A 13,463-nucleotide genomic window follows, 5' to 3' on the forward strand; every position below is an offset into this window, starting at 1 on the left:
CGGCGGGCGTCGTCGCCGCCTTTGTCGGCTTCGCCAGCTCGTTCGCAGTCGTGCTCAAGGGGCTCTCGGCGGTCGGGGCCAGCGACGCGCAGGCGGCCTCCGGCCTGATGGCGCTGGCGATTGCGATGGGGGTCGCCGGCATCGTGCTGAGCCTCGCCACCCGCATGCCGATCGCGGCGGCGTGGTCGACGCCGGGCGCCGCGCTGCTGGCGGCGACTGGCGCGACCGCGGGCGGCTTTCCCGAGGCGGTCGGCGCCTTTCTCGTCGTCGGCCTGCTGTTCGTCGCGGCCGGGCTGATCCGTCCGTTCGGCCGGCTGGTGGCGGCGATTCCCTCGACGCTCGCCAACGCCATGCTCGCCGGCGTGCTGTTCGGCCTCTGCCTCGCGCCGATCCGCGCGCTCGCCGAGGCGCCGCTTGCGGCCGCCGCGATCATCGTCGCCTGGTTCCTGGTCTCGCGCTGGAAGCGGCTTTACGCCACGCCCGCCGCGGCGGTCGTCGCACTGCTGCTGATCGGATTTTCCGGCTCGGGCGGCGGGCTCGACATCGCCGAACTGACGCCGCGCGCCGTGTGGACGACGCCCGTCTTCTCGGTGGGCGCGATGATTTCGCTGGCGCTGCCGCTGTTCATCGTCACCATGGCGTCGCAGAATCTGCCCGGCGTCGCGGTGCTCGCCGCCTTTGGCTACCGGCCGTCGCCCGGGCCGCTGATCGCCACGACCGGCGCTTTCACCTTGGTCGTCGCGCCGTTCGGCGGCCACTCAGTCAACCTCAGCTCGATCATCGCCGCCTTGTGCGCCGGCGAGGACGCCTCGCCCGATCCGTCGCGGCGCTGGATCGCCGCGGCGAGCAACGGCGCCGCTTGCGTCGTCTTCGGCCTGCTGGCGGGCGGCGTCGCCCATTTCGTCGCCGGCTCGCCGATCCTGGTCGAAGCGGTCGCCGGCCTGGCGCTGCTCAACGCCTTCGGCGGCGCATTGAGCGGCGCGCTCGCCGACGCTTCCGAGCGTGAGGCGGCGCTGGCGACCTTCCTCGTCACGGCTTCGGGCGTCAGCTTCTTCGGCGTCGGCGGCGCGTTCTGGGGTCTCCTCGTCGGCGCGGCGATCCTCGCCCTCGATCGCGCGCGCGATCAGCGTGCGTCGCCGCCGGCAGCGAAGGCGCCCTAAGCCGCATACAGCCAGTCGAGCCGCTTCAGCACGCCCTCGGGGCCGAGCGCGCGCATGGTCAAGTCGCGCGCCAGAGCGAACGGGCCGGAGAGATGGTAGATGCGCCCCTGCATCGTCGCCTCGCGCTGGACGCGATTGGCGCGCGCGACGCGGTCGGCGGAATAGGCGGCGAGCGCGGCCTCGACGCCGTTGGTCACGCCCAGCCGGCGGGCGAGCGCGTCGGCGTCTTCGATCGCCTGCGCCGCCCCTTGCGCAAGGAACGGCGTCATCGGATGCGCCGCGTCGCCGATCAGCGCGATCCGGCCGAAGGCGAACCGGTCGAGCGGCGGGCGCAGCATCAGCGGCCAGGCGCGCCAGCGCTTCGGCGCGGCGATCAGATCGCGCGCGTCGGCCGACCAGTCGCGGAAGGCGCGGTCGAGCGCCTGCCGGTCGGCCTCGCCGTCCCACGGGTCGTCGCCAATCGTTTGTGAGCCTGCCGCGCTGCGTCCGTTCGATTCGATCACCGCGACGAGGTTAATCAGCGACCCGCCGCGCAGCGGATAGTGGACGAGATGGGCGCGCGGCCCGAGCCGCAGCGTCACCGCGTTGTCGCGCCAGCGCCGGGCGACCCATTCGGCCTCGACCGTGGCGCGGAACGCCACGCGGTAGGAAAACCGCGGCGCGTCGGTCTCGCCGCGCCCTAGGCGCGCGCGCACCAGCGAGCGCAGGCCGTCGGCGCCGACGATCGCCTCGCCGGTCTCGCGCTGGCTGATCGCGCCGCGTTTGACGCCGATCGAAGCGGCCTCCGGCTCGCTGGCGGCGCCGGCGACTTCGGCTCCGAAGTTGAGCGCAACCTGGCCGGTCGCCGCCGCGGCTTCGGCGAGGACGCGGTGCAGATCGACGCGATGGACCGTGAGATAGGGCGCGCCCCAGCGCCGCTCGGCGCCCGCGATCGGCAGCCGCGCCAGTTCGGCGCCGTCCGCGCCGCGCAGGACGCGCACGGCGCTGGGCGCCGAAGCGATCTCGCGCACCGCCGCCAGCGCGCCGAGCCGCGCCAGCGCCCGCGTCGCATTGGGCGTCAGTTGCAGGCCGGCGCCGAATTCCTGCAGGGCGGGCGCGCGCTCGAACACGTCGACGCCAAACCCCTGGCGCGCCAGCGCCAGAGCCGCGGCGAGGCCGCCGATCCCGGCGCCGACGACGAGCGCGCGGCGGGTCATCGCGTCAGGCCGCGTCGCCGAGCTCGCACTCGGGGGGAATCGAATGCGGGCCGAGGCTGGCGTCGTAGACGAAGCGGGTCGCGCAATAGGGGCAGATCGCCTCGGCGTCGCCGCCCATGTCGATGAAAACATGGGGGTGGTCGAACGGCGGCCGCGCGCCGGTGCACATGAATTCCTTGACGCCGACCCGGATCGTCGCCGCGCCGGGGTCGTTGTGGAAGTGCGGAATGCTGTGTTCGGCCATCGCCGGCTGTCCCTCGAGGCTATGCGCCGCCCGGTTTAAGCACGTTCGCCGCCGCGAGGGTAGTGCGCCCGGGCGCCGCCGCGGGCATGGCCGGCGGGGTCGCCGAGCGGCTTGCTTTTGGCCAAGCTCCGTCGCAGCATAGGTTAACAAAAACTTGAAAGCGGGCGGCCGCCGGCATTGGCCAAAACGCGCAACCGTCGGCCGGGCTTGGGTTTCGGGGGGCGTGAGATGGGGCGTCGTATTTCGAGGATCGCCGCCGCGGCGGCGATAGCGGCTTTGGTCGCGGGCTGCGCTTACAACGACCATTTCGACAATCGCGTCGATCGCTTCGACATCGCTTCCGAGCAGGCACGCGATCAGATGATCCTCACCAACATCGTGCGCGCGAGCAGGGCCGAGCCGTTGGCCTTTCAGTCACTCGGGCAGATCACCGGCTCCAACACGAGCTCGCTGCAGATGGGCCTGCCGTCGCTGGTGCTCGGACCCGTCGCGAACAACCCGGCCAGCGCGGCCGGCGCCGCTGCGAGCGCGACGCATTTCCTCGACCATCAAATCGTGTTCGGGGCCAACCCTGGCGCATCGGGTTTCCTCGCCAACGGCATGACGACCAGCGGCTCGACGAGCTTCAACGTGACCCCGTCGGAGACGCAGGACTTCTATCAAGGCCTGCTCGAGCCGGTCGAACCGCAGACACTGGCGCTGTTCAAGGAGCAGGGCATCGCCGACGAAATCCTGTTCTATCTCTTCACGCAGCAGGTCATCGAAGAACGGCAAGGCGATGCTCGCCAAATTCAATTCGTCAACGATCGGCTCGATCCGAGCTTCGACGGTTTTCATCACTACGTGGAGCTGGCGATGCGGTACGGACTGTCCGCCGAACCGACGCCCGGCGCCAAACCGGGCAAGTCGGCGAAGGCGGCCAAGGCGGACAAGTCGGCCAGCAACGATTCGACGAGCGAGCCCGGCACCGATTGGCGGCTCTGTTTCAACCGCAAGGCCTGGGCGCCGGACACGCCTTACGCCAACAACCATCCGTTGTGCGGTTCGAACGAGAAGATGAAGGACCCTCGCACCGTGACGTTCCGCGACCCCAGAGGGAAAATGGTGACGGCGCACGTCTTTCCGCGTTCGACCTTCTCGATCTTCCAATATCTCGGACGGCTCGTCGCCGCCGGCGACGAGGGCCAGATCAAGTTGATCACCGACCAGGCGAAAGGGCACGCGCCGCTCGAGGACGACACGCTGTTCGCGGTCACCACCGCCGCCGCTCCCCTCGGCGGCGATTGCTTCCTCACGACCGACTATGGCGGGGCAACCTACTGCGTGCCCGCGAGCGCGTTGAACACCAAACGCATTCTCGGACTGCTGGTCCAGTTGTTGGCGCTCAACACCTCGATCCGCGACGTCGGCATCACCCAGCAAGTGCAGTTGCTGCCGCAGTAGCGGCGACGCGGCAGGCGCTGGAGTGCGGGACGTCTCGCTGACGTGGAGGCGCGGCTGCTGCGGCGACAGGCGGGTAAGGCGCGCAAAGAAACCTCGCCATCGCGCGGAGCGAAGCGACGAAGCGATCCCGGGGGCAATGGGCGACGCCTTCCGCCCCTGGATTGCTTCGCTTCGCTCGCAATGACGAGGAGAATGGCGCCGTGGTTCGGCCGCCCCGCTCTAAAGCTTCATCGCGTCCTTGAGCTCGCGCAGGCGGTCGAGCTTCTCCTGCCACAGGCGCTTCTGCTCGTCGGGCGCGTCGGCGAGGTCTTCCTCGGTGTCGCGGATTTCCTGGTCGAGACGGGCAGCGTCGAGTTCGCCTTCGGGCAGCGCGGTCTCGGCGAGCACGATCAGGCCGGCAGGGCTGACGTCGGCGAAACCGCCGCGCACGAAGATGCGCTTGTGCTTGCCCGCCGCGTCTTCAATCGCGATCACGCCCGGCTTCAGCGCCGACATCACCGGCGCGTGGTCCTTGAGCACGACGAAGTCGCCCTCGCTGCCCGGCACCAGCACCGACTCCGCCTCGCCGCTGAACATCTGCTTATCGGGCGAGACGAGCTCGAAGTGAAAGGTGGCCATCGTTTTTCCTCGCGGGCTCCGAGCGGGCGGCCTTCAGGCCGCCTCCGCCGCCAGCTTCTGCGCCTTCTCCACCGCCTGCTCGATCGTGCCGACCATGTAGAAGGCGGCCTCGGGCAGGTGGTCGTACTTGCCGTCGATGATGCCCTTGAAGCCCTTGACCGTGTCCTCGATCTTCACCTGCACGCCGGGCGTGCCGGTGAACACTGCCGCCACGTCGAACGGCTGCGAAAAGAAACGCTCGATCTTGCGTGCGCGGGCGACGGTCTGCTTGTCCTCTTCCGAGAGCTCGTCCATGCCGAGAATGGCGATGATATCCTGGAGCGCCTTGTAGCGCTGCAAGACTTGCTGCACGCGGCGCGCCACGAGGTAGTGCTCCTCGCCGACCACCGCGGGCGTCAACATGCGCGAAGTCGAGTCGAGCGGATCGACGGCGGGGTAAATGCCCTTTTCGGCGATCGAGCGCGACAGCACGGTCGTCGCGTCGAGGTGGGCGAACGAGGTCGCCGGGGCCGGGTCGGTCAGATCGTCGGCGGGCACGTAGATCGCTTGCACCGAGGTGATCGAGCCCTTGGTCGTCGTGGTGATGCGCTCCTGCAGAGCGCCCATGTCGGTGGCCAGCGTCGGCTGATAACCGACCGCCGACGGCATGCGGCCGAGCAGCGCCGAGACTTCCGAACCGGCCTGGGTGAAGCGGAAGATGTTGTCGATGAAGAACAGCACGTCCTGACCCTGATCGCGGAAATGCTCGGCGACGGTGAGGCCGGAGAGCGCCACGCGCATGCGCGCGCCCGGCGGCTCGTTCATCTGGCCGAACACCAGCGCGCATTTCGACGTCACGCCCGCATCGGGGTTCTTGGGGTCGGCGTTGACCTTCGAATCGATGAACTCGTGATAGAGGTCGTTGCCTTCGCGGGTGCGCTCGCCGACGCCGGCGAACACCGAGTTGCCGCCGTGAGTCTTGGCGACGTTGTTGATCAGCTCCTGGATCAGCACGGTCTTGCCGACGCCGGCGCCGCCGAACAGGCCGACCTTGCCGCCCTTGGCGTAAGGCGCGAGCAGATCGACGACCTTGATGCCGGTGACGAGGATCTGCGCCTCCGTCGACTGCTCGACATAGGAGGGCGTCGGCTGATGGATGGCGCGCCGTCCCTCGTTCGGCACCGGCCCGGCCTCGTCGACGGGATCGCCGATGACGTTGATGATGCGCCCGAGCGTGCCCGCGCCGACCGGCACCGTGATCGGCTGGCCGGTGTCGCTCACCTCCTGGCCGCGCACCAGGCCCTCCGAGATGTCCATGGCGATGCAGCGCACGGTGTTCTCGCCCAGATGCTGCGCCACCTCGAGCACCAGGCGCGAGCCGTTGTTGACCGTCTCCAGCGCGTTGAGGATCGCTGGCAGTTCGCCTTCGAACGACACGTCGACGACGGCGCCGATCACCTGGGTTACGCGGCCGGTGGAGTTTGCGGCATTGGCCATTTGCTGACGTCCTCGTTTCAATTCGCTTATTCGTCGCCGTCGCGGCAGGTTGGGGTCAGAGCGCCTCGGCGCCCGAGATGATTTCGATCAGTTCCTTGGTGATCATCGCCTGGCGGGTGCGGTTGTAGCGAAGCGTGTATTTCTTCACCATCTCGCCGGCGTTGCGGGTCGCGTTGTCCATCGCGCTCATCTGCGCGCCGAAGAACGAGGCGCCGTTCTCCAGCAGGGCGCGATAGATGCGCACCGTCACGGCGCGCGGCAGCAGCTGGGTGAGGATTTCGCCCTCGTCGGGCTCGTAATAGTAGACCGGGCCGGTTTCCTCGCGTGCGCCGAGCTCGGCGGGGATGAGCTGCTGCGCGGTCGGGATCTGCGAGATCACCGATTTGAAGCGGGCATAGAACAAGGTGCAGACGTCGAACTCGCCCGCCTCGAACATCTCCAGCACGCGCTTGGCGATCGGCTGGGCGGTCGAGAAGGCAATCGTGCGCACGCCGCGCAGGTCGATCTGGCCGATGATCGCCTTCTCGTGCGTGCGGCGAAGCTGGTCGTAGCCCTTCTTGCCGATGCAGAGGATCTTGACCGTCTTGTCCTCGGCCGCGAGCGCATTGGCGCGGTCGCGCGCGAGGCGGACGATCGACGTGTTGAAGGCGCCGCACAGGCCGCGCTCGCCGGTGCAGACGACCAGCAGATGGGTCTTGTCCGAGCCGTTGCCGCCGAGCAGCGGCAGCGACGTCGCCCCCGGCGGCACGCCGGCGGCGAGATTGGCGAGCACCGTCTCCATCCGCCGCGCGTAGGGGCGCGCCGCCTCGACCGCGCTCTGGGCGCGGCGCAGCTTCGAGACGGCGACCATCTGCATCGCTTTGGTGATCTTCTGCGTCGACTTGACGGAGGCGATCCGGTTTCTCAGGTCCTTTAGGGACGGCATCGCGGCGCTCGGTTAGGAGATCAGGCGAAGGTGGCGGCGAAAGCGTCGACCGCGCCCTTGAGCTTGGCCTCGACGTCGCTTGGCAGATCGGTGGTGGCGCGGATCTTCTCGAGGATTTCGGCGTGCTTCGACCGCAGGGTCGACAGCAGGCCATCCTCGAAGGGGCGCACCTTGGCGAGCGGCAGCTTGTCGAGGTAACCGTTGACGCCGGCGTAGATCACGCAGACCTGCTCTTCCATCTTCAGCGGCGAGAACTGCGGCTGCTTGAGGAGCTCGGTTAGGCGGGCGCCGCGGTTGAGCAGGCGCTGGGTGACCGCGTCGAGGTCCGACCCGAACTGTGCGAAGGCGGCCATCTCGCGGTACTGGGCGAGTTCGCCCTTGATCTTTCCGGCGACCTTCTTCGTCGCCTTGGTCTGCGCCGACGAGCCGACGCGCGACACCGACAGGCCGACGTTCACCGCCGGACGGATGCCCTGGTAGAACAGGTCGGTCTCGAGGAAGATCTGGCCGTCGGTGATCGAAATGACGTTGGTCGGGATGTAGGCCGAGACGTCGTTGGCCTGAGTCTCGATGATAGGCAGCGCGGTCAGCGAGCCCGAGCCGAAATCCTTGTTGAGCTTGGCGGCGCGCTCGAGCAGGCGGGAGTGGAGATAGAACACGTCGCCGGGATAGGCCTCGCGGCCCGGCGGGCGGCGCAGCAGCAGCGACATCTGGCGATAGGCGACGGCCTGCTTAGACAGATCGTCGTAGATGATGACCGCGTGCATGCCGTTGTCGCGGAAGTACTCGCCCATCGCGCAGCCGGAGAACGGCGCAAGGTACTGCATCGGCGCCGGGTCGGAGGCGGTGGCGGCGACGATGATCGAATATTCGAGCGCGCCGTGCTCTTCGAGCACTTTGACGAACTGGGCGACAGTCGAGCGTTTCTGGCCGATCGCGACGTAGACGCAATAGAGCTTCTTGGTCTCGTCGCCGCTCTGGTTGAGGGCTTTCTGATTGAGCATGGTGTCGAGCGCGATCGCCGTCTTGCCGGTCTGGCGGTCGCCGATGATCAGCTCGCGCTGGCCGCGGCCGATCGGGATCATCGAGTCGATCGCCTTGAGGCCGGTCGCCATCGGCTCGTTGACCGAGCGGCGCGGGATGATGCCGGGCGCCTTGACGTCGACGCGCGCGCGTTTGTCGGCGACGATCGGGCCCTTGCCGTCGATCGGATTGCCGAGCGCGTCGACGACGCGGCCGAGCAGGCCCTTGCCGATCGGCACTTCGACGATCGCGCCGGTGCGCTTGACCGTCTGGCCCTCCTTGATCTCCCGATCCTCGCCGAAAATGACGATGCCGACGTTGTCGCTTTCGAGGTTGAGCGCCATGCCGCGCGTGCCGTTCTCGAACTCGACCATCTCGCCGGCCTGAACCTTGTCGAGGCCGTAGGCGCGGGCGATGCCGTCGCCGACGGAGAGGATCTGGCCGACCTCCGAAACATGCGCCTCGGCGCCGAAATTGGCGATCTGGTCCTTGAGAATGGAGGAAATTTCAGCGGCGCGGATGTCCATCAGCCGACCTCTTTCATGCGAATGCGAATTGCGTTTAGCTTGGTCTTGAGCGAGCCGTCGACCATGCGCGAACCGAGCTTGACGATGAGGCCGCCGATGATGGCCGGATCGACCTTGGCGGTCAGGCGTACGTCCTTGCCGCCGGAAGCGACGCGCAGGGTCTCTTTCAGCGCCGCGACATTGGCGTCGCCGAGCGGCGCGGCGCTGGTGACCTCGGCGTGCGCGACGCCGCGCCCGGCGTCATAGAGCAAGCCGTAGTCGCGAATCATGTCGCGGATCGCAAACAGGCGCCGCTTGGCGGCGACGAGCTTGATGAAATTGGCGGCGATGCCGGTCACGCCGGCGCGATCGACGATCGCGGTCAGCGCCTTGACCTGTTCGCGGGCGGAAAAGACCGGGCTGCGCACCAGGCGCTGCAGATCTTCGCTCTCGGCGATCAGCGCGTCGAAGGTGGAGAGGTCAGCGGCGACCTCGTCGGTCTTGCGCTCGTCGCGGGCGAGGGAAAACAGCGCCGAGGCGTAGCGCCCCGCCACTCCGCTCACGGTGTCCTGCTGTTCAGCCAATTCGTCGCTCTTTTCACAAGCAAACCGCCGGAATCAGCGCCCTGCGGCGCGGATCGATTCCGCGTCAGTTTCCTCACTGATCGATCGTTCCCCGCGGCGCGCCAGGCGAAGCCGCCCCGCCCCTGAGGCGCGGGTTGCCTAACATAGCCGATTTGGCGGCGCAACGGGCGGGTCGGCTGATCTTTTGGCCAATGCGGCGGCGCGGGCGGCCGGTTCAGGCGGTGAAGCGCAACCGGCGGCCGGCGAAGCGCCAAAGATACTTCGGCAGGTCGCGCAGCGCCGGCGTGCGCTTGCTGACCCGCCCGGCGAGGAACGACAAAATGATCAGGAAGCTGGCGTCGTCGATCCGTCCGAGGGGTTCGTCGTCGGGAATGAGGTCGTTGGGCCACAACCAATAGAGAATGCCAAAGGCGATCAGGGTGATCTGGTAGCCGTGGCGCCGAGCAAACGCCAGCGCCTGAGACAGCCGCCGCGGGCGCACGGCGGCGGCCGGCGCCAGTTCGGGGGGGCGGATTGCGACGCGGCCGAGGGGCGGGGCGCTGCGGCCCTCGAGCGCGGCCGCCGCCTGGGCGCGAACGCCTCGCACATAGGGGTCTTCCGCCGCCTCGGGGTAGAAATCGAACAAGGCGACCAGCTCACGCAAGATGTCGGGCTGCAGCTTCGCGCCGCGCCCGACGACGCCGACGTTGAAGCGGCTTTCCCGCCTTTCCTGCACCTCGGCGACCGCTCGGGCGATGGCGCGGTCGTCGACCGCCGCTCCGGCAAAATCGACGATCTCGCGCAAGATCCGTTGGGGATCGGCCGTCAGTTCCTCGTAGCTGATCATCAGCGTTCCAGGAGCATTGCGCCAACTCATGTAGAAATTGACGTACCACGGCGCCTGGAAGCGAACGATCATCTCCTCGAGCGCCGCGTCGTCGAGCACCCTGCGATGGGGGTCGGCTTGGAAGATCGGGCCGACCCCGCCTTCACGTCTGACGTGATCGCGCATGCTGACGATCGCATCCGGCAGACTGCGCACCAGCACCACCGGCTTCAGCCGGTGGTCCTTGCACATTTTCGCCGTCCAATCGCTGTTGAGGACATGCACCTGACCGACGAAATTGCCGCGCCCGGCGTTGTCGAGACAGGCCTCGTCGAGTTCGTGCTGCCGCCCTCCCGCCGGCGTCGGCGAGAACTTGGCGCGTTTGAAGTCAGGCAGGGCCGAGATGAGGTCGGAAAGAAAAGTCGACCCCGACTTCGGCATGCAGGCGATCAAAATGCGCGACGGCCCGGCTGCGCCCGCGCGCGCCGCAGCTGTCATGCCGCGCTCCTCAACCCCAGCCGCGTCGTTCGCCAATCCCGTTCCTTCCGCGTCAAAGAAACACCTGCCGGACGAGCCGGTCTGTTCGGCGAAGCCAGCCTATATTGCTACATCGCAGCGAAAGGAAATCAAGCAATCGCGAGGGCCTGGGGGCATTGGCGCGGCGGCTGGAATTATCTGTTGAATCTGAGTTTTCGACGGACCGCGCGGGAGATGATGTTGGGCAGGTCGAACAGGGCTGGCGTGCGCTTGGCGACTCGTCGGGCGAGGAAGGCCAAAAGAATCAGGAGGACGACGTCGTCCGCCCCGCCGTACCATTTGCCGTCGGGCGCCAAGCCGCGGGGCCTAAACACATAGAAGATTGTGACCGCAATCAATGCGACGAGGGATCCATGGCGGCTCGTCGCGGCCAAAAGCCGGGATTTCCACCCCGTGGGCGCGGCGCCGGCCGGCGCGGGTTCGTCAGGGGGGATCGCAACCGCGTCGAGCCGCGGCGCCCCGCGGCCCTCCGCCGCCGCCATTGGCGCCATTTCCTGATTTTCACTCGCTTCGCGGGCCAATTCCGTTCCTTCCGCCTCGAGGATAAAAGCGTGTGTCGAACCGGCGTTCGCTTCAAGGCCAAGCCGACGCGTCAAGACCGGACTATAGAGCAAATCGCGCGACCGCGCCGGGACGGGCGGGCAAAATCCATGGCGTGGATGTTTAAGGCTGTCGCCGGGTGGGGCGAGCGAGCCGGTTTCCTTCGCCCCTCCGCCCTGCTATCCCGCCGCTCATGACCGCCCACCGAATAGAGAACATCCGCAATTTCTCCATCGTCGCCCACATCGACCACGGCAAGTCGACGCTCGCCGACCGGCTGATCCAGCAGACCGGCGCGGTGGCGGAGCGGGACATGGTCGAGCAGGTGCTCGATTCGATGGATATCGAGCGCGAGCGCGGCATCACCATCAAGGCGCAGACGGTGCGCCTCGAATACAAGGCCCAGGACGGCAAGACCTACATCCTCAATCTGATGGACACGCCCGGCCATGTCGACTTCGCCTACGAAGTGTCGCGGTCGCTGGCGGCGTGCGAAGGCTCGCTGCTGGTCGTCGACGCCAGCCAGGGGGTCGAAGCGCAGACGCTCGCCAACGTCTATCACGCGCTCGACGCCGGCCACGAGATCGTGCCGGTGCTGAACAAGATCGACCTGCCCGCCGCCGAGCCCGACCGCATCAAGCAGCAGATCGAGGACGTCATCGGCCTCGACGCGTCGCAAGCGGTGGCGATCTCGGCCAAGACAGGCCTCGGCGTCGATCTGGTGCTGGAGGCGATCGTCCAGCGCCTGCCGCCGCCCACGGGCGACGAGACCGCGCCGCTGAAGGCGCTGCTGGTCGACTCGTGGTACGACGCCTATCTCGGCGTTGTCGTTCTGGTGCGCATCCTCGACGGCTCGTTGAAGACCGGCATGCGCATCCGCATGATGGGCGCCGACGCGCATTACGAGATCGACCGCGTCGGCGTCTTCCGCCCCAAGATGGTCGAGGTCGACGGGCTCGGCCCGGGCGAGATCGGCTACATCACCGCCCAGATCAAGCAGGTCGCCGACACCCGCGTCGGCGACACGATCACCGACGACAGACATCCGACCGCCCATGCGCTGCCGGGCTTCAAGCCGGCGCAGCCGGTGGTGTTCTGCGGCCTGTTCCCGACCGACGCCGCCGATTTCGAGGCGCTGCGCGCCGCGATGGGCAGGCTCCGCCTCAACGACGCGAGCTTCTCTTACGAGATGGAGACGTCGGCGGCGCTCGGCTTCGGTTTCCGCTGCGGCTTCCTCGGCCTGTTGCACCTCGAGATCATCCAGGAGCGGCTCGAGCGCGAGTTCAACCTCGATCTCATCGCCACCGCGCCGAGCGTCATCTACAAGGTCAACCTCACCGACGGGACCGAGCTCGAGCTGCACAATCCGGTCGACCTGCCCGACCTCGTGCGGGTCACCGAGATCAGCGAGCCGTGGATCAAGGCGACCATCCTCACGCCCGACGATTACCTCGGCGCGATCCTCAAGCTGTGCCAGGATCGGCGCGGCCTGCAGGTCGATCTCTCCTATGTCGGCAAGCGAGCGATGGTCGTCTACGAGCTGCCGCTCAACGAAGTCGTGTTTGACTTCTACGACCGGTTGAAATCGGTGTCGAAGGGCTACGCCTCGTTCGACTACCAGATCATCGACTACCGCCCCGGCGACCTGGTCAAGATGTCGATCCTGGTCAACGGCGAGCCGGTCGACGCGCTGTCGATGCTGGTCCACCGCGACCGCGCCGAGATGCGCGGGCGCAACATGGTCGAGAAGCTCAGGGACCTCATCCCGCCGCACATGTTCCAGATCCCGATCCAGGCGGCGCTGGGGGCCAAGATCATCGCCCGCGAGACGATCCGCGCCTTGCGCAAGGACGTCACCGCCAAGTGCTACGGCGGCGACGCCACCCGCAAGCGCAAGCTGCTCGAGAAGCAGAAGGCGGGAAAAAAGAAGATGCGCCAATTCGGCAAGGTCGACATCCCGCAGGAGGCTTTTATCGCCGCGCTCAAGATGGATTCATGAGCGCCAGTCATGCGATGTTCGCCTCGGGCGCTGAGCACTCGAGTCGGGGCGCTGGATCGGGAGGAGCGTTATGATCAATCGCAGAATTTTTGCCGCGCTCAGCGCCGTCGCTTTGGCGGGCTCGGTCGCGCAGGCACAGACCTTGCCCACGCACCGGATACCGGCGGCGCTGGCAGTCGAGGCGGCGAGCGAGACGGTGGCGGCTTGCGCCAAGCAGGGCTATCACGAGACCGCGCAAGTGGTCGACGCCGACGGCGTGATCATCGCCACAATGCGTGGGGACGTCGCCGGCGCGCACACCCTGGATAGCGCGCTTTACAAGGCCTACACCGCCGCGTCGTTCAAGAACGACACGCTCGCGCTCGCCGCGCGCGCCAAGGGCGAGGATTCGATCGAGCCTCTCTCTA

At 67.6% G+C, this 13,463-nt stretch carries 13 protein-coding genes; 4 read left to right on the top strand and 9 right to left on the bottom strand.

Annotation, left to right across the window (positions count from 1 at the left end):
• Positions 1-1,160: benzoate/H(+) symporter BenE family transporter (locus ABSF49_RS14810; RefSeq protein ID WP_424113427.1), on the top strand; the 1,160-nt coding region annotated here is incomplete at its 5' end.
• On the opposite strand, the gene ABSF49_RS14815 is transcribed toward ABSF49_RS14810, so the two are convergent.
• Both ABSF49_RS14815 and ABSF49_RS14820 read right to left on the bottom strand, forming a co-directional pair.
• The gene (locus ABSF49_RS14815; RefSeq protein WP_424113428.1) at positions 1,157-2,356 is read right to left on the bottom strand and encodes an FAD-dependent monooxygenase; all 1,200 of its coding nucleotides are present in this window, start codon (positions 2,354-2,356) and stop codon (positions 1,157-1,159) included. The genes ABSF49_RS14810 and ABSF49_RS14815 overlap by 4 nt on opposite strands.
• 4 nt (positions 2,357-2,360) lie before the next feature.
• Positions 2,361-2,600 carry a zinc-finger domain-containing protein gene (locus ABSF49_RS14820; protein ID WP_424113429.1) on the bottom strand — a complete coding sequence of 80 codons (240 nt, stop codon included), beginning with the start codon at positions 2,598-2,600 and terminating at the stop codon, positions 2,361-2,363.
• 228 nt (positions 2,601-2,828) lie between these two features.
• Here ABSF49_RS14820 and ABSF49_RS14825 point away from each other — a divergent pair, with 228 nt between their 5' ends.
• Positions 2,829-4,043 (top strand): hypothetical protein, encoded by a 1,215-nt coding sequence (locus ABSF49_RS14825; RefSeq protein ID WP_424113430.1) that lies wholly within the window; start codon positions 2,829-2,831, stop codon positions 4,041-4,043.
• A 219-nt stretch (positions 4,044-4,262) separates the two neighbouring features.
• Here the strand turns inward: ABSF49_RS14825 and ABSF49_RS14830 are convergent, their stop codons facing one another.
• From ABSF49_RS14830 to ABSF49_RS14860, 7 genes are all read right to left on the bottom strand, one after another.
• Positions 4,263-4,661, bottom strand: a complete 399-nt coding sequence (locus tag ABSF49_RS14830) for a F0F1 ATP synthase subunit epsilon (RefSeq protein WP_424113431.1) — start codon at positions 4,659-4,661, stop codon at positions 4,263-4,265.
• Between the two features lie 33 nt (positions 4,662-4,694).
• Entirely contained in the window at positions 4,695-6,137 is a 1,443-nt protein-coding gene (gene atpD / locus ABSF49_RS14835) for a F0F1 ATP synthase subunit beta (protein WP_424113432.1), read from the bottom strand.
• A gap of 55 nt (positions 6,138-6,192) precedes the next feature.
• Positions 6,193-7,062: a F0F1 ATP synthase subunit gamma gene (locus ABSF49_RS14840; RefSeq protein ID WP_424113433.1), complete on the bottom strand. Its 870-nt coding sequence runs from the start codon at positions 7,060-7,062 to the stop codon at positions 6,193-6,195.
• A 20-nt stretch (positions 7,063-7,082) separates the two neighbouring features.
• The gene (atpA, locus tag ABSF49_RS14845; RefSeq protein WP_424113434.1) at positions 7,083-8,612 is read right to left on the bottom strand and encodes a F0F1 ATP synthase subunit alpha; all 1,530 of its coding nucleotides are present in this window, start codon (positions 8,610-8,612) and stop codon (positions 7,083-7,085) included.
• Complete coding sequence (locus tag ABSF49_RS14850; protein WP_424113435.1) at positions 8,612-9,175, bottom strand: F0F1 ATP synthase subunit delta; 564 nt, start codon at positions 9,173-9,175, stop codon at positions 8,612-8,614. Before ABSF49_RS14850 ends, atpA begins: the two co-directional genes overlap by 1 nt.
• A gap of 214 nt (positions 9,176-9,389) precedes the next feature.
• A complete protein-coding gene (locus ABSF49_RS14855; protein WP_424113436.1) occupies positions 9,390-10,478 on the bottom strand; it encodes a sulfotransferase domain-containing protein in 1,089 nt (362 codons plus the stop codon).
• Between the two features lie 173 nt (positions 10,479-10,651).
• A complete protein-coding gene (locus tag ABSF49_RS14860; protein WP_424113437.1) occupies positions 10,652-11,038 on the bottom strand; it encodes a hypothetical protein in 387 nt (128 codons plus the stop codon).
• A 212-nt stretch (positions 11,039-11,250) separates the two neighbouring features.
• Between ABSF49_RS14860 and lepA the strand changes: the two genes are divergently transcribed.
• Complete coding sequence (gene lepA, locus ABSF49_RS14865; RefSeq protein ID WP_424113438.1) at positions 11,251-13,056, top strand: translation elongation factor 4; 1,806 nt, start codon at positions 11,251-11,253, stop codon at positions 13,054-13,056.
• A 70-nt stretch (positions 13,057-13,126) separates the two neighbouring features.
• Positions 13,127-13,463: GlcG/HbpS family heme-binding protein (locus tag ABSF49_RS14870; protein WP_424113439.1), on the top strand; the 337-nt coding region annotated here is incomplete at its 3' end.

The organism is Roseiarcus sp., from assembly GCF_049514155.1.
GTDB lineage: Bacteria > Pseudomonadota > Alphaproteobacteria > Rhizobiales > Beijerinckiaceae > Roseiarcus.